Source organism: Nostoc sp. (assembly GCF_036919615.1).
GTDB lineage: Bacteria > Cyanobacteriota > Cyanobacteriia > Cyanobacteriales > Nostocaceae > Nostoc.
This window is the reverse complement of record NZ_JBALCN010000041.1, coordinates 1-19,614: the sequence shown is the minus strand read 5'-3', so window position 1 is coordinate 19,614 and position 19,614 is coordinate 1. Positions and strand designations below refer to the sequence as shown.

The 19,614-nt window shown below is 41.8% G+C and carries 17 protein-coding genes and 1 pseudogene; 10 read left to right on the top strand and 8 right to left on the bottom strand.

The annotated features are described in order from the left end of the window. Positions 1-3 precede the first annotated feature (3 nt). The 3 genes from V7K48_RS12710 to modA all read right to left on the bottom strand — a co-directional run bounded on the left by V7K48_RS12710 (position 4) and on the right by modA (position 3,652). Positions 4-1,257: a hypothetical protein gene (locus tag V7K48_RS12710; RefSeq protein ID WP_335072906.1), complete on the bottom strand. Its 1,254-nt coding sequence runs from the start codon at positions 1,255-1,257 to the stop codon at positions 4-6. 1,054 nt (positions 1,258-2,311) lie between these two features. Further along, a complete protein-coding gene (locus V7K48_RS35000) occupies positions 2,312-2,437 on the bottom strand; it encodes a VOC family protein (protein ID WP_442949436.1) in 126 nt (41 codons plus the stop codon). A 420-nt stretch (positions 2,438-2,857) separates the two neighbouring features. Next, positions 2,858-3,652 (bottom strand): molybdate ABC transporter substrate-binding protein, encoded by a 795-nt coding sequence (gene modA / locus V7K48_RS12705; RefSeq protein WP_335072904.1) that lies wholly within the window; start codon positions 3,650-3,652, stop codon positions 2,858-2,860. A 94-nt stretch (positions 3,653-3,746) separates the two neighbouring features. Between modA and V7K48_RS12700 the strand changes: the two genes are divergently transcribed. Then, positions 3,747-4,190 (top strand): TOBE domain-containing protein, encoded by a 444-nt coding sequence (locus V7K48_RS12700; protein WP_335072902.1) that lies wholly within the window; start codon positions 3,747-3,749, stop codon positions 4,188-4,190. A gap of 697 nt (positions 4,191-4,887) precedes the next feature. Here V7K48_RS12700 and V7K48_RS12695 read toward each other — a convergent pair. The 3 genes from V7K48_RS12695 to V7K48_RS12685 form a co-directional block, all read right to left on the bottom strand. Further along, positions 4,888-5,304: a helix-turn-helix domain-containing protein gene (locus tag V7K48_RS12695; RefSeq protein WP_335072900.1), complete on the bottom strand. Its 417-nt coding sequence runs from the start codon at positions 5,302-5,304 to the stop codon at positions 4,888-4,890. Continuing rightward, positions 5,285-5,587: a type II toxin-antitoxin system HigB family toxin gene (locus V7K48_RS12690; protein ID WP_335072898.1), complete on the bottom strand. Its 303-nt coding sequence runs from the start codon at positions 5,585-5,587 to the stop codon at positions 5,285-5,287. The genes V7K48_RS12695 and V7K48_RS12690 overlap by 20 nt, the downstream gene beginning before the upstream one ends. Positions 5,588-6,160: 573 nt before the next feature. Beyond that, positions 6,161-7,780: a cyclic peptide export ABC transporter gene (locus V7K48_RS12685; RefSeq protein WP_335072896.1), complete on the bottom strand. Its 1,620-nt coding sequence runs from the start codon at positions 7,778-7,780 to the stop codon at positions 6,161-6,163. A gap of 376 nt (positions 7,781-8,156) precedes the next feature. On the opposite strand from V7K48_RS12685, the gene V7K48_RS12680 reads away from it, so the two are divergent. From V7K48_RS12680 to V7K48_RS12660, 5 genes are all read left to right on the top strand, one after another. Beyond that, complete coding sequence (locus tag V7K48_RS12680) at positions 8,157-9,812, top strand: B12-binding domain-containing radical SAM protein (protein ID WP_335072894.1); 1,656 nt, start codon at positions 8,157-8,159, stop codon at positions 9,810-9,812. A gap of 129 nt (positions 9,813-9,941) precedes the next feature. Beyond that, positions 9,942-10,388, top strand: a complete 447-nt coding sequence (gene ureE / locus V7K48_RS12675) for an urease accessory protein UreE (RefSeq protein WP_335072892.1) — start codon at positions 9,942-9,944, stop codon at positions 10,386-10,388. Next, on the top strand, positions 10,363-11,055 hold the full coding sequence (locus V7K48_RS12670; RefSeq protein ID WP_335072890.1) for an urease accessory protein UreF: 693 nt from the start codon (positions 10,363-10,365) through the stop codon (positions 11,053-11,055). Before ureE ends, V7K48_RS12670 begins: the two co-directional genes overlap by 26 nt. A gap of 318 nt (positions 11,056-11,373) precedes the next feature. Further along, on the top strand, positions 11,374-11,970 hold the full coding sequence (gene ureG / locus V7K48_RS12665; protein WP_335072888.1) for an urease accessory protein UreG: 597 nt from the start codon (positions 11,374-11,376) through the stop codon (positions 11,968-11,970). Positions 11,971-12,432: 462 nt separating this feature from the next. Further along, a complete protein-coding gene (locus V7K48_RS12660) occupies positions 12,433-12,921 on the top strand; it encodes an orange carotenoid protein N-terminal domain-containing protein (protein WP_335072886.1) in 489 nt (162 codons plus the stop codon). Between the two features lie 560 nt (positions 12,922-13,481). Here V7K48_RS12660 and V7K48_RS12655 read toward each other — a convergent pair. Then, the gene (locus V7K48_RS12655) at positions 13,482-14,783 is read right to left on the bottom strand and encodes an FAD-dependent oxidoreductase (RefSeq protein WP_335072884.1); all 1,302 of its coding nucleotides are present in this window, start codon (positions 14,781-14,783) and stop codon (positions 13,482-13,484) included. A 123-nt stretch (positions 14,784-14,906) separates the two neighbouring features. Next, on the bottom strand, positions 14,907-16,814 hold the full coding sequence (gene shc / locus V7K48_RS12650; RefSeq protein ID WP_335072882.1) for a squalene--hopene cyclase: 1,908 nt from the start codon (positions 16,812-16,814) through the stop codon (positions 14,907-14,909). A gap of 123 nt (positions 16,815-16,937) precedes the next feature. On the opposite strand from shc, the gene V7K48_RS12645 reads away from it, so the two are divergent. From V7K48_RS12645 to V7K48_RS12630, 4 genes and pseudogenes are all read left to right on the top strand, one after another. Next, on the top strand, positions 16,938-18,146 hold the full coding sequence (locus tag V7K48_RS12645; protein WP_335072880.1) for a glycosyltransferase: 1,209 nt from the start codon (positions 16,938-16,940) through the stop codon (positions 18,144-18,146). An 89-nt stretch (positions 18,147-18,235) separates the two neighbouring features. Continuing rightward, positions 18,236-18,472, top strand: coding sequence for a hypothetical protein (locus tag V7K48_RS12640; RefSeq protein ID WP_335072878.1), 237 nt, complete (start codon positions 18,236-18,238; stop codon positions 18,470-18,472). Continuing rightward, on the top strand, positions 18,469-19,248 hold the full coding sequence (locus V7K48_RS12635; RefSeq protein ID WP_335072876.1) for a nucleotidyl transferase AbiEii/AbiGii toxin family protein: 780 nt from the start codon (positions 18,469-18,471) through the stop codon (positions 19,246-19,248). Before V7K48_RS12640 ends, V7K48_RS12635 begins: the two co-directional genes overlap by 4 nt. 125 nt (positions 19,249-19,373) lie before the next feature. Beyond that, positions 19,374-19,448: pseudogene (locus V7K48_RS12630) on the top strand (site-specific integrase); the annotation flags it as partial. Between the last annotated feature and the right edge of the window lie 166 nt (positions 19,449-19,614).

Sequence of the window (19,614 nt, the reverse complement as noted above, 5' to 3'; positions counted from 1 at the left end):
ATTTCACCTTTGTTTTGTATAAAAACTGCGAATCCAAAGCCCGAAGCCGAGGGTATGGGGAATGCAGACAAGTAATATCAATAACATTGCATCAATAAAGGCGTAAGGGTTAGCTTGAAACCCAGTGCTGAAAACCGCGACAATTTTTACACAGTAGTGCCACATTAAAGGCAAGCTAATTAAAATCAAGGAACCGAGTGCAGCCGTGCGACCCACAAGCCATAAAATTGCATACAAGCGAATGATCCGCCGTTCACGTGCTGGGATATGGGACTGTTCTACCTTGCGTACCCGACGAATCACCCACGCTAACTGGTTGCGGATAAATACTTCGGTATCTTTCATCAGGCTTTTACATCTAAAGAAATTGGCAATAACGTAGTAGTAATCAGTCCGCATGAAAAAATAGCACTGCCACAGCAAACCTAGTAAATAGTTCAGCAATAAAGCGCTACCCAGTTGGAAAACAACTGGAGGCATAACAATCCACCCATGCTTTTGAGCCAAAAATACCAGGGTGAGGATAGCAGCAGATACCGTGTCTAGCAACGATCCTGCTAAGAATGGCAGATAGCGTTGGTTGCGAGGGACACCCCAAATACCAGTCATATCTGTTTCCGCCACCAACATCCACATCCGATTGCTGATACCCATGCGACAGGAAACACCAAGGGCACGAGCCGCTACTAAGTGAGCCATTTCATGTAAAAAAAGTATTACGCAATCGAGGACAGCCAGTACCAAAATCATCAACGTGGTATTTTCTGGGAAAAAGTAAGCTTCCCAACTAGGAACAAGTGCAGGGTCAAAAGCGATCGCCAAGAGTGTTAAACTAACTAAAACGGCACAGCCAATCAAAACAGGGCGGCTAAATATTTTTTGGGCAAGCGATTGCGGGAAGTTTACGAAGTGATATCGTACCTTTGCAGCTTTGATAGTCAGGGGTGCAAAGGTAGCCTTAATAACAGCATGGGAGCGATTTCCTTCATCTTGGAGCAGAGGTTTAACAAACCCCTTACCCTCAAGAATATCGAGCAAATCCTCAATATCAGGAAGTTCACCATACTTTTCCTGATAGATTAACTGAGTCTCGCCTACCGTCTTTCCTACCGCCAGGTAATCTAATATTTCTACGGCATCAGATGGCAACACTAAGAATAAATTTGTTTCCGGGTGTCCGATGACAACTTCCTCATCCTCTGGTTGCCTAGTAAACGGGTAAACCGCAACAAGAGTATCGCTTGTATATTGCCTCATTGATATTTTTCCAAAGATAGTGGAAGCCGCTACTTGAAAGTAGCGGTTCCGGCAAAATATAGAAAACAGGGTTTCCAAATAATAATCAATTCCTGCAACAGGAGATTTTCTTCAAGAAACCTGATTTGTAAATCCTATGATTAATAGAATTTACAAAAGAGTAGTGGTAAATATGTAGTGAACCCAGCGTCTGAAAGTCTCACTCAGCAAGGGCTGAAGCTCAGATAATCACTACTTATATACCATTACCAACAAGAGCAATGACCGTAGTAAGCTGGTCGTGTAGTTTTGAGAGTTTCAGCTTCGCGGATGACGAACTTTTTCATCGGTTTCAGTTCTTGCTTATTCATAGTTGTCATGGATTTAATCTCCTATTTAGAATTCTTTGTGTTGAATGTAGTCTGATGTAATTAAGAAGAGGTTGTTGTTACCCCTTCATCAACTCCTTACGACTACTTTGATTTTTTATGCACTCTCAAAAATGTAACCAGGGGGTAAAACTGCGATCTTCGGTCTTTGAGGAAAATCTTCGTGCCAAGTCCAGGGTTCAAAATATCCTAAGTCTTCGTTGAGCGTGATATCTATAGGACTTACGCACAAGCAACGGAAAATCGTAGACGCAAAGCGGCTTGCCGCAGGCTACCAAAGAGTCTGCAGAGAAGCCAGTGCGCCCTTGCGGTTAAGAGACTTGTACTCCTACGGAGAAGCAAGCTACGCACAGCGTCTCCCCGCAGGAGTTGCAACTGGCGCGACACGCAGGAATAAGAGTTTGAGAGGTTTTTGCGTAAGTCCTAATCTATTTCGGTAAATACTTCGACTATGTTTTATGTCGGGGTCTTTATGATACGTAGCGATGTTATGTCCTATTTTGTGGCGTACTGGCCCCCAAAGAGGCGTAATGTTGTGCTTTGCCAAAAAATCACAAGCGGTTTGCACATGTGCCCAGTCTCATAATTGAAAGGCAATGTGGAAAATTTTTTGCTGTTTAGACTGGAAAAAATTCAATAGTCTGGTGAACTGGATTGCATCGCATGAAGACAAAGCGATCTTCGAGCTAGTCAGACACGCGGAAGCCTAACATATTTTGATAAAAATCAACATATTTATGGACATCATGCACATACATAGCGACGTGCCCTAATTTTTCAGGGCCGGTATCGTATTGCTGAAGAAAGCCGATTGAACCAATGGCACTAAGAAAAGCCTAAAGTCTTGTATCACCTCGTTAAGAGCCTTGGACTGGGAATGTATTCTCAGAGGCTCTGCCTCTGGTCAAGAAAGAGGAGGCAGAGCCTCCCAGGATGGGTTCCACCAGTCCAGAGGCTGGGAACCAGTTAGGGCAAGGGCTATGTCTTAACTTAGTTCCATTCGGTTAAGAAGAGTAACAGTCATAGTTGCGTCCTTTTTTTGAAGTTTGCATCCGTACTAAAATCAAGGCTTTCAAGCAGCTTTGTGCCTGCGCGAACGGGGGAAACTCCAGACGCTCTCTACCATACGCTTTAAATCCCGACTGTAGCAAGATCCCGCAGAGTAACTGAACGGAGTTGGAGCCTAACCGTTCAGGATGAGCTACATGTTGACGTTACGGGTCTTAAACCTTTTAATTTACGATAAACCCATATTTTTTGAGTACAGTCTTGACTTGACTGCCAGATAAAAACTGGACAAATTCTTTCGCAGCAGAAGTATTTTTACTACTCTTGAGTACAGCCATTGGATAGACAATCGGTGAGTGAGATTTCTCGTCAGCAGCGACTACGACTTTTACCTTCTTGGAGATTCTGGCATCAGTAGCATAAACCAAACCCGCTTCGGCGTTGCCACTTTCTACTGCTGCCAAAACTTGACGCACATTGTTAGCAAAGACCAATTTTGACTTAACTCGATCATAAATTTTCAATTTCTTTAATACTTCTTCCCCATATTGCCCTGCGGGTACACTTCTAGATTCACCGATCGCAATTTTTTTAACCTTACTATCTGTTAAATTGTAGAAACTACTGATGCCAACAACATCCTGAGCCACAATCAAGACTAGACGGTTATTTGCTAAGTTAGTACGGGTATCTGGTAGCAACAGTCCTTTTTGTTCCAAGGCATCCACTTGCTTTTTGCCAGCAGAAATAAAGACATCTGCTGGCGCACCTTGCTCAATCTGTTGCTGCAAGGCACCAGAAGCCCCAAAGTTATAACTAATATTGATATTTGATTTACTTTGTTGGTACAAAGGTTTAATTTCTTCTAGCGCATCTTTTAAGCTGGCAGCTGCGGACACAAGTATGTTGGTGTTTGACTGTGCTATTACAGGAGAAGGAGTAACCAACGGTAAACCAATCGCTAGCAGCAAGCCGGCAATTGCTATACCCAGAAAGCCAAAAATTTGTCTTCTTTTCATACAAAAAGTGCTTGAGAGGTTTTTTTACTAAAATTGATGCTAGGTAGAATCGTAACAATAATACCAAGATTTTCCCAACTATATCAGTAAAATTATGCCTAGAAAAGAACAAGGGTGGGTGACATTCCAAACCTCAGAAGAGGAGCGAAAGATTTTGGAAGACTTTTGTGGCCAGTCTCAGCGAACCAAGACCGAGATTCTTCGGGAATTGGTACGTGGTCTTAATCAACACTCTTCACCATCAAATTTGCTACCAACCATAAACACAGAAGAGGAAGATATCTACACTCAAAAGCCTGAGATAGAAATTAGTATTCAAAAGAAACCACTCAAAGTTAGCTCCCGCAATATTCTCAAGGGTATTGTTAAGCGAGTTGTCACAGGAGCCGTTAATAGTGAGGTGACGCTGGAGATTGTTCACAAAGTTGAGTTAACTTCAATTATCACCAGAGTATCGGTAGAAGAGTTGGATTTGTCTGAGGGGAAAGAGGCTTATGCCGTTATTAAGTCCAACGATATAGTTATTGCCAGGGAATAGGCTGTCGTAGCGAGAATGCTTTGAGACATTACCTTGAAAAGAAGTCTCTGACTCGAATAGCACTAAGTTATTATACAGCCCTTGCCCTGACTGATTAAGAGTCTTAAGACTCTTATCCCGTCCTGAAAGGTTCCGCCTTCTCTTTCTTGACAAGAGGCAGCAGCCCTCTCGGAATACATTAAGAGTCTTAAGACTTTTAACGAGGCAACACAAGCCTTTGGGTTTTTCTTAGTGCCATTCAGTTCGGAGTCAATTTCACAATCTTGATTTCGGTGTCGGCTCAATACCTAGATGATATTTTATTCACTCACCACCGTGGCTGTACCCTTTGGTACTGTGTCGAGAATTGCCAAAATTTTAGGAATCAGCACGCTCATATCTTTTTATTGTCCCACAATCCCCACAACCCTTACAGCCGGCTCGTTGCTTGATAGTTGCCGGTTTCAAACCACACCACTTAAGCCAAACTTATCAATGAAAAAGCCGCTTAGGAACAGGAGCAAGCGGCTTTCAGGTAATTTATATTGGTTTTCCTTATCTGAGAAGGGGCAAGCTGTGACATTTCCCCTAGCTGATTATAATTGCTCTAAACTTGTTACCAGGTTTAGGGAGTACGATAGCGTTACCCGTCCGGTGTAGGCGATGGCTTCAGCAGGCGGGTAACGCCATCACACTTTTATACTCAATCAATAACAAGTTATTCAAGAGTATTTGGGAAGAAGGCAGCAGGTGAAATGTGAAAGAATTTCGCCAGTTCTTCAATGTGTCTAGTTGTTAAGTTACGCTGCTTTTTCAAGATGGCCGATATAATAGATTCTGTTTTGAAAATGGGTATTAAATCTTTTTGGAGTAGTCCATTTTCTTCTATCAAAACCTGAAGTAAATCTATTCCATAAATATCAGGTATAGGCTCTTGCGTTTGTTCAAACTCATAAACTAGAGTGCCTAAAACATTAAGATAGTCTTTTTCATCTGATGTTAATGGGGCGTTGTCTATCAGAGAATTAATAATTTTTTGTGTAGCAAATAGCTCCTCCTCATTCTTAATAGGACGAGGAGGAAATGCTTGCAGTAGCTCAATATAGGTAGGGTGTTTATTCAAACCAAGGGTCATTTTTCCATTTGTCTGTATCGTACTCTGCATGAGTTAATACGTTGCGAATAAATACTTTTTGACTTTGATAGTCAATGTAAGTAATAAGGCGATACTTGTTTCCTTGAATATTAAAAACTGTAAGTTCACCTACTTGATCCGCAGAGTTAAAAGCTTGACGAACTTCAAGTATATTTTGCCACTTGACTGATTTCGCAACTTTGTTCCAACCACGTAAACTAGATTCAGCATCAGGATACTTTTCATAAAAAAGTTTTAATGCTGTATTGGAAATGATATGCATAATAAATGAATTTTTTCAGAATAAAGCTCATGAAACGTCCTCTTCATATGTGGGTAGTCATAGAACATCAACTTAGCAAATTGCTAAGTTGATGTCAAGAGTTTAATGATTGAGTTTTTCGCTTTATTCCTAGCTATAGTAAACTTTCAGTTAAATATACTTGTTACCAGGTTTAGTAAGTGTGATGGCGTTCCCACGCGTTATAGCGATCGCACTTAACCCCAATAAGCGTAGCGACTATCAAACTCTTCTTCATAGTCGTCATCATCATCAAATTCGCCTAAATCAGCGCGAAATTCTACATCACAATTTTCACAAAGCTCTTCAATCCCACCCCAGGCTGTAGCAAAATCAAACTGCTCGACCCCAGACCAGAAACAACCACAGCTGTAACAAAAGCCATGCTTGGGTGCATGTTCTACACAATAGTAATAATCTGGTTTTTCAGTTTGATTATCTAGGTAAAAGCAGAGTGTTATGTTTTCTCCAGTACATCCTCGGTGCTGGCAGTGCGGTAAAAAAGCGCCTTATGAATCAATTAAAGTGAAACGATATTAACCCAAGCGTATTGGGTTAAGTTTTGTCATACTCTATTTGTCCATAGTCAAGTTTTATAATTCGGTTTGCTAAATGAAAATAGCGATCGTCGTGGCTAATCACCAGCACTGTTTTGCCCCGCGATCGCAGTTCTGGTAGAAGTTGAGTGTAGAATATTTCCTTGAATACTGGATCTTGATCAGCTGCCCACTCATCAAATAGATAAATTGGTCGATCTTCCAAGTACGCCGTGAGCAAAGCTAGTCGTTTCCGTTGTCCTTGAGAAAGAGCAGTTGTAGAAAGTTGCCCATTTTTAACTTTCACCTTATGGTCTAGTTGCAGTTGTTTTAAATATTTTGTGGCTTGAGTATCCAGGTGAGAATTTTTTAATCCTAAAAGTTCTTCAAATAAATAAAAGTCGGAAAATACCACGGAAAAATGCTGGCGATACCATTCTCGGTTCTGTTCGCTAATTAACTGATTATCAAAGCAAATTTCGCCGTTTTCAGGGATGTAAAGTCCGGTAATTAGTTTCGCTAATGTAGATTTTCCGCTACCATTCCCGCCGACAATAAAAACTAATTCTTGAGGATAGAGTATCAGGTCGATGGGGCCAAAGATAAAACTATTGTCTTCTTGATCTGTGTAGTAAATGTGGGTAACACTTTTAAATTTCAAGCTCTGCCAGTCAGATTTCAGAGCAGATGGAACAGTCGATATTTCAGTTCGACTAGCTAGAGATAAACCTAGTGACTCGATTTTTTGCAAGGCAATGCTGGCTTTACTTAATAGGGGAAGTTTGCTGATGATGTTATCCATTGGTAACACCAAGTAAGTCAAGGTCAAAATGTAGCCAGAGAGAGTTTGGGGATTGATAGTAAGCAGATTAGGCAGCGCGAACAGTACAAAACCAAGGGCAAAAAAGAATACGATCTGACCCCAGCTTGAAGTTGTGGCAAAAAGGGTTAGACCCTTAACGTTGTGATGACGGAACTCGCTAGCAGTTGATTGCAGTTTTTCTTCTAAAAAGTCTTGCCGCCGCTTGTAGTTTAGTTTGAGTTCCTTGACTCCTTCGGTAATGGTGCGAAAATGTTTAAACAGCTGATCTTCATCTTCACGAGCTAGGGCTAGCAATTTCCCTCCTCTGTTAAGTAACCACTGACAACTAGCGATCGCTACTACTGAAATACCACAAACCATCAGCAGTACTAACCAAGATAGCCAGGTTATATATGCTATACCACCCAGGACGATCGCTAGATTAATAAAGATAAAAGGCATCTGATAAACAGCATTAGCAACCGCCTGAATATCTTCTGTGAGAGTTGCCAATAATCGAGGATTCCCTAAGCGTTCCAGGTGACTCAACTCGGAAGCGAGAATTTGGCGACTCAAATGCATCTGTAATTGTAAAACTGCATTCTGAGAAAGGCGAATCAGCATCACTTGAGAAATGATACTGGTAATCAGGGCAACAATTGCTAGCCCCGCAAAACCCCAAATTATCGATGTGAGCCGGGAACTACTACTGCTACTTGCAGTACTGCTAATTAAAGCAATCAACCCAGCACTACTACCACCACTGAGGAATCCAGTAGCGATCGCGATCGCCACCATCCCCCAAGAAGAACGTAAAAGAAAGTAAATCAAATTCATGATAGACGCCCATACTCAGTTGGACACAACAAAAAATGAAAATCTCTCTTTTTATGCTCTATTCCGATTTCCATAACAGTTGTTTGCCAACCAATTGAGTTTGCATTTCTAGGGTAAATCTTATATTTTACCAGTTCAACACTCCTGAAATATCACGATCAACAAGGCAGAAGACAGCTATGATCGCCCATAAATAAATTTACTTGCTCTAAACAGGTTGCAAAGTGCAGAGGACTTTGCCTTTTGAGCAAAACTATATTTTTAATCCCCCTGACTTCTGCCTCCTGCCTTTCTTTGGTAAGCTAGTTGGAATTACAGCTGATTATGTCAATAAATTGTCAAGTTAGCTGCTCAGTTTTTCGGGGTGAAATTTGCGATGACTGTGAATTTAGAGTCTTTAAAGAACCCAACTCATATAGCGGCCGATTCCAAAATTGCTGCTGTCACTCAAGGAACCCGCTACGTTCCTTCGCACCATCGACGCATTCTGTGTATATTTCCTAAGTACAGCCGCTCTTTTGGTACTTTTCATCACGCCTACCCACTCATGGGTAGTGTCCGGGCTTTTATGCCACCCCAAGGTATTTTAATTGTGGCTGCCTACTTACCTAAAGAATGGGAAGTCCGGTTTATTGATGAGAATGTCAAATCGGCAACTAGGGGTGATTACCAATGGGCTGATGTGGTGATTGTCAGTGGAATGCATATCCAAAAACCACAGATTAATCAAATTAATGAACTTGCCCATCGAGCCGGCAAAATTACAGTGGTGGGTGGCCCCTCAGTATCTGGTTGCCCAGAATATTATCCTGAATTTGATATTTTAAATTTGGGTGAATTGGGAGATGGAAGCGATCGCATGATCGAATATCTCGACCAAAATCTGGAACGTCCCCAAGCCCAAATTCGCTTTGAAAGCAAGGAACGTTTACCCCTAACAGAGTTTCCCACTCCAGCTTATCATTTGCTGAATATCAATGATTATTTCCTGGCAAATGTGCAGTTTTCTAGTGGTTGCCCTTATCGCTGCGAGTTTTGTGATATTCCAGAACTTTATGGCAACAGTCCCCGGATGAAAACACCAGAGCAAGTAGTCGCGGAGTTAGATGCAATGCGGCGATCTGGCAATCTGGGGGCAGTGTATTTTGTCGATGATAACTTTGTTGGCGATCGCCGCGCCGCCATGAAGTTAATTCCTCATCTGATTGACTGGCAAAAACGCAACGGCTACCCCATCCAGTTTGCCTGTGAAGCAACGCTCAATCTAGCTCAAAGTCCAAAACTGCTAGAGATGATGCGCGAAGCCTATTTCTGCACAATTTTTTGTGGGATTGAAACACCGGAACCACAGGCTCTCCATGCTATTTCCAAAGACCAAAATCTGAGTATACCGATTTTAAAAGCGATTCAGATTTTAAATAGCTATGGCATGGAAGTAGTATCAGGAATCATCATTGGGTTAGATACAGATACACCAGAAACAGCAGACCGAATTCTCGAATTTATTCAGGCATCCCAAATTCCCACGTTGACAATTAACCTACTTCATGCTTTACCAAGAACTCCTTTATGGCGGAGGTTAGAAGCAGAAGGGCGACTTGTCTTTGATGAAAGCCGTGAATCAAATGTTGAGTTTTTGATGCCCTACGAGCAAGTTCTTGAGATGTGGCGGCGCTGCATCACAACTGCTTATGAGCCGGAATTTTTATATCAGCGCTTCGCTTACAACATGGAACACACTTATCCAAACCGCATTGAAATACCTAACAGCCCGGCTCGCACCTCTGGAGCTAATATTCGCAAAGGTTTAACTTATTTAGCGAATATTTTGGTGCGAATAGGTATATTTAGTAACTATCGTCAAACTTTCTGGAAAATGGCCAAGCCAGCATTAAAAGCAGGTAATATTGAAAACTTAATTCATGTTGGACTTGTGGGACATCATTTGATTAAGTTTGCCCAAGATTGTGCTAAAAACCAAGAATCAGCTTCGTTCTATTCTCAAAAAATCCTTACCAAAGTTCGTAGCTAACTGTTGCTTTATTGCAATTTTTGTAGGGTGGGCACTGTAGCCCTTTTACTGGAGTTTAGACTAAACAGAGAAAAAAGCGGTCAGTCTTGTTGAACTGACCACATTTTGGTCAATCAGGCAAAACTTTGTATGCTGACATTTACCCAACTTAAACCACCTAATTGCAATGCCGCAGTCACTTTTACTCTGGTGTTGACATCAGAAGAACGTACCCGCAGTCATCATCGCTTTGAAATGGAAGATGGTAAGGTTGTGTTTTTGCATTTACCCAGAGGAACTGTCTTACACGATGGCGATATTCTGCAAGAAGAAACCCATAGCAATTTAATCAGAATTATTGCAAAACCAGAACTCGTGCTGACTGCCTTTGCCCAAACACCACTTTTATTACTACGGGCGGCGTATCATCTGGGAAATCGCCATGTACCTGTAGAAATTACTCCGACTTATTTACGCTTGTCTTCAGATTCTGTTTTACGCCCGATGTTGGAACAATTGGGGTTAGAAGTTAAAGAAGAAATTTTACCGTTTCAGCCAGAATTGGGAGCTTATGGACAATACCATCATGCTCACTGATAGCCATCTTTTAAGTATTTTGCAGTTGGCTAGCCCCGCTTTGCCTGTGGGAGCATATAGCTATTCTGAAGGCTTGGAAATGCTGGTGGAAAATGGTATAATTACAAACTCTGTACATCTCCAACATTGGCTAAAAGCGGAGTTGCTCTGCGGGGCAATTCGGTTAGAGGCGGCGGTGATGGTACGATCTGAGCAAGCTGCAAAAATAGGTGATGTTGAGTTGCTATGTCGTTGGAATCTGTGGTTATCTGCTGCTAGAGAAACAGAAGAATTACGCGCTTCTAGTTGGCAGATGGGGCGATCGCTGATCCAATTACTTGGTAAACTAGAACCGCAGATTATACCTATTGCCAATACTGTAGGTAATCCTTGTAATTATGCCATCGCTTTTGGCATTGCCGTTGCCCATTGGCAAATCAGTATCAAAGCCGCATTACTCGGATATCTGCATAGTTGGGCAAGTAATTTGATTACTGCTGGGGTAAAACTTATTCCTCTTGGACAAACAGCAGGACAGCAGTTATTGCTAAATTTGCAACCATTATTTAGCGCTGCGGCGTTAGAAATTCTAGCGTTGGAGGATGACCAACTCGCTTGTTGTAGTTGGGGTTTGTCGCTGGCGAGTATGCAGCATGAAACGCAGTATACAAGGTTGTTTAGGAGTTAGGAGCAGAAGAATTTACAATGTTTAAATTTTGGATTAAATAGGATTTAAGCAAAAAACCTCTCAAACTCTTATTCCTCCGTGTCCTCTGCGTTCTCTGTGGTTCGATTTTCCATTACCTGTGCGTAATATCATGTCTGCCAAATTACCCATAATAAAAGAACCCCACCCCCAACCCTTCCCCGCAAGCGGGGAGGGGAGACGAAGCGTAGCTTTGGCGGGGTAGGGTTCTTTAGATTTAATCAGTAATCAAACGGACATGATATAAGTCCTGTTAAACAATTTAAAATCTAAAATCTAAAATCCAAAATGGTATGACTTATGAATGCATTTCGAGTGGGGGTTGCTGGCCCCGTGGGTTCAGGGAAGACGGCTATGGTGGATGCTTTGTGCAAGGGATTGCGTGAGCAGTATCAAATTGCAGTGGTGACGAATGATATCTATACTCAGGAGGATGCTCAGTTTTTAGTGCGTTCTCAAGCGTTGGCAAGCGATCGCATTTTAGGTGTAGAAACTGGTGGTTGTCCTCACACTGCTATCCGCGAAGATGCTTCGATAAATTTGGCGGCAATTGAACAGTTAGAGGAACGTTTTATCGATTTAGATTTGGTTTTTTTGGAAAGTGGCGGCGATAATTTGGCTGCTACTTTTAGTCCAGAATTGGTGGATTTAACGATTTACGTCATTGATGTTGCGGCTGGCGATAAAATTCCTCGCAAGGGTGGCCCCGGCATTACTAAGTCTGATTTGTTGGTGATTAACAAAACTGATCTTGCACCCTATGTCGGTGCAGATTTAAGTGTGATGGAACGAGATGCTAAAAAAATGCGTGGCGACAAACCTTTTATTTTTACTAATTTGAAAACTCAGTCAGGACTTGCAGATGTAATTAACTTTGTTTGCACAAATATATGTTAAAAAGAAAATATTCAGAAGTTAGAATTGAGCAAAAATGCTTCTCTACAAGACGCCCAAGGGACACTATCGAGCGTTGACACAAGCGTCACTAGAAGGTCTTGGGGTCTCCCCTGTTCCTTGCGTATCCTGTTGGTGCAGCCTCTTGTAGAGAAAGGAAGGAGAAGTTCACAGCGTCGAAAACCTCCACTCGCAATCCGGTTCGGTTAACATGTTTGTCTCTCGGATATCTCCCCAACCCCCCTTTTTAAGGGGGGCTTTCTCTGAATCTTTACCTCCTTTTTAAGGGGGTCGCCGCAGGCGGGGGGATCTTATCCAAACCGTATTGCCTCTACCCGATTTATGTTCTGTTTCTAATTGTTCTTCTTTATGATTCCAAAACATCTGTCTTCAGTAGGGTAAAACTCCAAATGTAAATTTGATAACTTTGTCCATGACACTGAGAAATCAAAATTGGAGTTAATAATGACATCTACGCAAACTAACGATCCAACTATTCGTGAACATCTTCAAGCTTGGCAAAATTTAAGTGTAGATCAACAGCTTGCTTTATTTTGGTTTATTTACAAAGAAATGGGTGGCTCAATTACGCCAGCTGCGCCTGGTGCCAGCACTGTTTCCCCAGAAATTGCTGAAGGTTTGTTTAATCAAGTTAAGGAATTATCCCACGAACAACAATTACAAGTTCAGCGTGACTTGATTAATAAAGTGGATACCGAAATTTCTCGTGAATATGGTTCTTTGGGTGATACCACTAAGCTACTGTTTTGGTATCGATTATCTCAAGGTATGGATGATGGTACTATCATTCCTGTACCTTCTGATTATGAACTTCCCTCAGAATCTAAACCGTTGTTTGGCAAAATTCAATTATTAGAGTTTGAGCAACAGATTACTCTTTTCCGTGATTATGTTTCGCCACTGGGTGCCGAAGCAGCAGGGACCGGAATTTAGCACTTTTGAACTGAAATTTTCAACTTTTTCGGCTGCTTGAGGCTACTTTTTTAGTCTCCGGATGACGATGTTTTATCTGTCTTTTGATTGATTTAAATATGCTTGCCTTATACCTTCTGAAAAAGCAACAGAAGTATTAGATTTAGTTCACACACTGAACATTGAGGATTTAATGACTTTCTTCAAAGGGGTGCTGTAACAGTTTTGAGTTAGTAATCGGAGGTGGGGCTATGCCTCACCTTTGTTTTTTCAAGCTAGGAAACACTTGCATTTTTAAGTTGATTGTTATGGTATATTCTCCCAAACAGATGAAAAACGTAGATTAGAACTTTAACAGATTTTTATTAACTGATATTACTGGTGCTTTGGATGAACCACTGAATATCGCAAACTTAACGAAAGCGATCGCCTCACTTGGTGGTAAGCATACAACAATCTGTAAGTCACTTTAGATAGAGATATAACTGTGGTAAATCGTACCTTTAAAAAAGGCAATATCCTCAATACCGGACTGGATATTCCCCCAGGTTCTCTTTTTCCTTTAGGAGTTATTAGCCGCATCAATTACGTAAAAACTTCTCATTTGCTCGCTTCACTTTTGCAATCCAATTCTTATAGATATTCAAAATTTCTGAGTAGGGAACCGTGGTTTCAGAAAGGAGTTGCAAGAATGAGGAGGAGAAGTATTTAGGAAATAGTTGATGCAAAATTTGAGCAGATCGCAATCTGATAAAAAAGTCTAAAAATAGCAGTTTATCGGCTAATGGATAGGCATTGTCACTTAGCTTAACTAAGGCATGAGCATCTGGCTTTCGACGTAGAGAAAATTGCGCGATCGCTTTGGCAATATCATCAGAATATTCATCCAATAACTTATCAAAGAAAGCTACATCCTCAAAGGAAGCATTGCAACCTTGACCCAGCGAAGGAGAAGTGGCGTGAGCTGCATCACCAATCAGTAGCACACTATCACCATGATGATAACGATTACAACGAATTGTTATAATGCTTGAGATGGGTCGATTTAAAAATGCTTCAGCTTCCGATTCTGGTAAAATCTGAGCAATTTCTGGAAACTGCTCGCTAAAGAATTGGGATACTTCCTCTGTAGTAGAAAAATTTGCAACCAGGTTATTCTCTCTGGGAAAGTTAACGGTTCCACTCAGTGAACCGTCTATACGATGCACCAGTATGGCTGCGATTCCGTCATCACCTCTCCAATTATGAATGTAGCCTGGTTTGAGGGATGTTACATTCGCAGGTAAAAAGATAGATTTGTAAGCTAAGGGAACATATTTTTGCTCCACCTCAAATTCATCTGTTGAGAGAAATTGCTCTCTCACTTGCGATCGCGCTCCATCTGCACCAATTAATAAGTCATAATTAACGGTGACATTTGTTGTATCATCTGTATTACCAACGTTTGAAATTATTACTGTTTTTGTCTCAAAATCAACCATATTGCATTGATTTTCAAAATAAATTTTGAGGCGATCGCTATTATATTTTGCGGTCAGCGTTTCCAATAAGATGATAATTAGTTGAGTCCGATCAAGAATGTAAATAGGCTGATTCCGAGGGATTAATTGCGTTTTTCCATTTCTCTCATGATTTAGGGAGCCGGTACTCTCAATACTTGCAGATTTGAGTATTTCTAGAAGTCCTTTAACATTGCTGAGTGCAGTAATTCCTCGCTGATTAATAACAAGCGGAAATGTTCTAGATTTTGATAGGGGAATTGAGCGCGGATCGTTACGTCGTTCATAAATTTCCACCTGATAGTCCTGATCACGTTGCAACAAATAGTGAGCCAGAAGAACTCCACTCGGACCAGCACCCACAATTACAACTTTCTTAGCCATTTCTCAATGCTCATTTACTAAACTATTGATAGAAAAATCGGGCTATTTGCTAATTTCAATGTTTAATTCCCAAATTTTACTTCTGAATCCTGTACAGACACGATTAACCGTGTCTCCTAAATTCTAAATCACTGTTTGATAACGACCCAGAGCTATCAAAGGAAAGTATTGTTGATACATATGATACTTGAGATAAAAATGACTGGGGAAACCAGTACCTGTAAAATCTGCCTCATACCAAGTACCATCGGGCTGTTGAGTTGCCACTAGGTAGCCAATTCCCCGCTCAATGATCTCAAGAGCTAATTTACCAGTTGCTTTACCTGCTGCCAAGAGACCAATTAAAGCCCAAGCCGTTTGAGATGCAGTACTATTTCCTTTTCCTTTGAGACTGGGATCATCATAGCTACGGCAAGTCTCACCCCAACCCCCATCTGGGTTTTGACATCCAACTAACCAAGCTGCTCCTCGTTCTATACTGAGTTTATGCCTTTGAGGGTCAATCAAGGCCAAGGCTGATAAAACGCCACTGGTACCGTAGATATAATTTACACCCCAACGACCAAACCAACAGCCTTCGGTTTCTTGTTCGTGCAGAAGATAATTAAGCGATCGCTCTAAATTATAACTATCAATTGACAGGTTACAAGCACCAAGCATTTCTACAACTCTAGCCGTAACATCTGCGGTGTTTGGATCAATCATGGCTTTTAAGTCGCCATAAGGGATGGAGTTGAGCCAATTTTGGTCGTTGTCCAAATCAAAAGCAGCCCACCCGCCTGGTTTACATTGCATAGATGCAATCCAATTTAACGCCCGAGCAATCGCAGCCTGCTTGATTTTTTCATTAGGGAGTTTTGCAACATGTAGTGCCATCACCACTACAGCCGAGTCGTCTACATCAGGATAAAAGCGATTGTCAAACTCAAACGCCCAAGCCCCTGGTTTTCCCTGGCGATTTTTGACAGCCCAATCTCCGTAATCTAAAATTTGTTTTTGCAGCAACCATTCTCCAGCCTTTACCACAGCCGGATGATCTGGTGTAAAGCCAGATTCTACTAAGGCACGCATCGCCCAAGCAGTATCCCAGACGGGTGAAATACAGGGCTGTACCCGATAGCTATTCTCTGTTTCAATAACAAAGTTATCAATTGCTTGTAAACCTCGTTCCACAATCGGGTCGTTTGGATGATAATCCAGACACCGCAAAGCTAGCATTGAATTCAGCATCGCCGGAATAATGCCGCCCCAGTCGCCTGTAGCTTCTTGCCGTTCTAAAATCCACTTTTCGGCAGCTTTGATGCCTTCTTGGCGCAAGGGTACCAAATTCAGGCGTTCTGCTAACTTAAACCCATGATCAAGGGTGAGGAATAAATCTGTCCAATCGCCACTCTGGGGTAATTCCCACCGGACTTGATCAATACCTTCTACGTATAGCTGATCTAGGTTGATAGTTGGGTTGGTGATCAAAACAGGTTTGCGATCGCATACAATCAGTAATGGTACTGTACTGGAACGTGCCCAGCTAGACATTTCGTAGATATTGACGGGGAAAGCCTTTGGCAACAGCATCACCCAAGCTGGTAGCGAGGGAATACCGCGCCAGTTGTAGCAGCCAATCAAGGCTAGGTGCAACTTGGTAAAAATCCGAGTTTTGCTGATCCCACCCTGTTGGAGAATAAAGGCTTGCGCCCGAATCATCGCCGGATCGGTTGCTGGTACACCTAGCAGTCTTAGCGCCATGTAAGCTTCAACCGAGGTGCTAAGTTCTCCGCCATCACCGTAGTAAAGTTCCCAGCCGCCATGCTGACGTTGCTGTTGACGTAGGTAGGCTTCAACTTTGTGCAATGGTCTTGCTTGGTCTGTTCCCCAAATTTTATGGAGGAGGACGACTTCAGCAGTGATAGTGACATTAGATTCTAACTCTGCCCACCAGTAACCTGCCGGATTTTGAATCGAAAGCAAATATTGTTGACTGGCTGCGATCGCTTCTGCAACTTGATTGACTTTTACCCTGTCTTGTGTTCGCATCAAATACTATTTAACCTCAACACTCAACACTAGTTATGAACACGACAATACGATGAAAAATTTTTTCCTCTATTTCAGTAGACATAGTATTCTGTCTGAGTTACTGAGAATTTGCAATAGCTCATGGGTGTAATTGTATTAGGATTGATGCTGTTATCCTTGACAATTTGGTTGGGATTACTGTGTTTTTGGGGACAATTTTGGCGGACAGACCAGCAATTAGAGGTTGCAGAAACTCAGCTACAGTCGTTACCGATGGTTTGTGCGGTGGTTCCAGCCCGTAACGAAGCTGAATTACTACCAACCACATTGCGATCGCTCTTACTCCAAGATTATCCTGGTTCTTTAAAGGTGTTTTTGGTAGATGACCGCAGTACAGATGGTACAGCAAATTTTGCCAAAGCGGTTGCACACGCTCTAGGTAAACCTGAGCAATTGCATATTATCTCTGGCGTTTCACTGCCTCCTGGTTGGTCGGGCAAACTTTGGGCAGTTGAGCAAGGTATAAACAGCGCCAATTTATTTGCACCTGACTATTTTTTGCTGACCGACGCAGATATTGAACATGATCCTGGTAATCTCCGCCGACTGGTTGCAAAAGCTGTCCAAGAAGATTTAGACTTGGTTTCTATAATGGTGCGACTCAGGTGTGAAAGCTTTTGGGAAAAACTTTTGATTCCAGCTTTCGTCTTTTTCTTCCAAAAACTTTATCCTTTCCGCTGGGTCAATAATCCCAACAATCCCACAGCCGCAGCTGCTGGGGGATCTATTCTGATCGCCCGTGCAGCTTTAGAGCGAATCGGGGGTATTCAAGTCATTCACCAAGCTTTAATCGACGATTGCGCCCTTGCTCATGCCGTTAAGCACATTGGAAGACAAACTAATTCTTCTTTCTCCCCCGCCTCCCCCGGTCGGATCTGGCTAGGATTGAGTACATTGACTCAGAGTCTGCGTCCTTATAACTCGCTGGCGACGATTTGGGATATGGTTGCCCGTAGTGCTTATACACAACTGAATTATTCTCCATTACTACTATTGGGAACTTTAGTCGGAATGCCTCTGATTTATATAGCTCCACCTGTGTGTGTAATTCTGGGTACAGTTTGGGGCAATTGGGCGATCGCACTTACAGGTTTATTAGGATGGCTATTAATGGCCTTGGCTTACTACCCGACGATCCGCTTTTATAAATGTTCTCCTTGGTTAGCGTTGAGCTTACCTGCGATCGCTTTTCTCTATACTTTGATGACTCTAGACTCAGCAGTACGTCACTGGCAAGGGCGCGGCGGCGCTTGGAAAGGAAGAGTTTATCCCAAACCAGATAATTTATAGTTAGAATAAAATTAAATGTGGATGCCCAGTGGATGCCCACAGTGCTAATCTAAATAAAAATAAGCCGAAAGTGGTTGATTAAAAGAGCTATGACAACCGCAACACCAACAATTAACCCTGTTACTGTCCCCAAAAAGCTGCCTTTTCTGGAATCTATTTGTTGGCAAACTGCCGATGTCTATCGCTTTACTTCAGAAGAAATGCTGAGTCGCTACGAGCGTGGTTGGCAATATCACAACCTATTTAATAATCTTGAGGGTGAGGAACTCAATTTTCTTCAGGAACTTGCCAGACGTTATAAATCCTGGTTGCAAGTTTCTTTATGACCTTCAGATTAGAACACCATAATCAAATTCTCACAGTTCTTGAATGCTTAGATTCTGAAATACTTAGGAAGGGTTCTGCTTACTTCGGTGGTGGAACCCTTATTGCATTTGAGTTTGATGAATATCGCTGGAGTAAGGACGTTGATTTTATTGCTTCTGTTGGTACAGAAGGGTACAAACACCTGCGTACAGTGGTATTTGATGGTGGGCATGAAGCATTATTTAGTGATTTAAGTAAAATCAAAATTGGACGTAGCACAACTGACCAATATGGAATTCGGATGATCGTTTTTGTGGATGATATGCCGATTAAAACGGAAATTATTGCCGAACCTCGTTTTCAACTAGACCCACCAAGATATCTAAAGTGGTCACCCGTTCCCTGCTTAAGCTTCAATGACTGTTTTACCTCTAAGTTGCTGGCGAATTCTGACCGTTACGCAGATGACAGCGTTGAGGCAAGAGATTTAATCGATCTAGCAATTCTCAGGCTACAATCTCCAATCCCTCAAGTATCAATTGAGAAGGCTGAAAAAGCCTATCAGGTTATCCGCCCTTTAAAAAGAGCGATCAAACTATTTCAGGGAAGACCAGATTACAGGGAGAAATGCTTTCTCGGTCTGCAAGTTGATCAAACTCAGATACCCAAAATTATCGACGGTATTGATTTACTCTCTACAGATTTAGGTTTATCTCACACTCCAAGGGTTTTTCGAGAACAACATGATATCCTTGCTGATTTAGAAACACAAATTGAAAAACGAGAAGATTCTTAAACAGGTGATGCACTCTCACTAAAATTTTTCTCAGCAGGGGCGCTCTCTCAAATCATTGATTCATATCTTAAAACCCCTGTTAGAGCATTAACCACAAAATCCTCAGAGATACCCGTGTGCGATTGGGGATTGAGGGTGTTAGTACCCACAGCTTTCGCAGAACTGCGTTAACCAGGATGAGCGATGCTGGAATACCGTTAAGCAAAATGCTAGCTCTGCTTTGGATTTTTGAACTACCAGAGAGAAAAGAATACTATTGTTGAATTATGTAACTTACAGCAATTTGATATCAAAACTGCCACAAAAGTCATAAACTTAAAAGATGTAAAAAAGAAGATTATTAAGGAATGGCAGCATATTCAATCG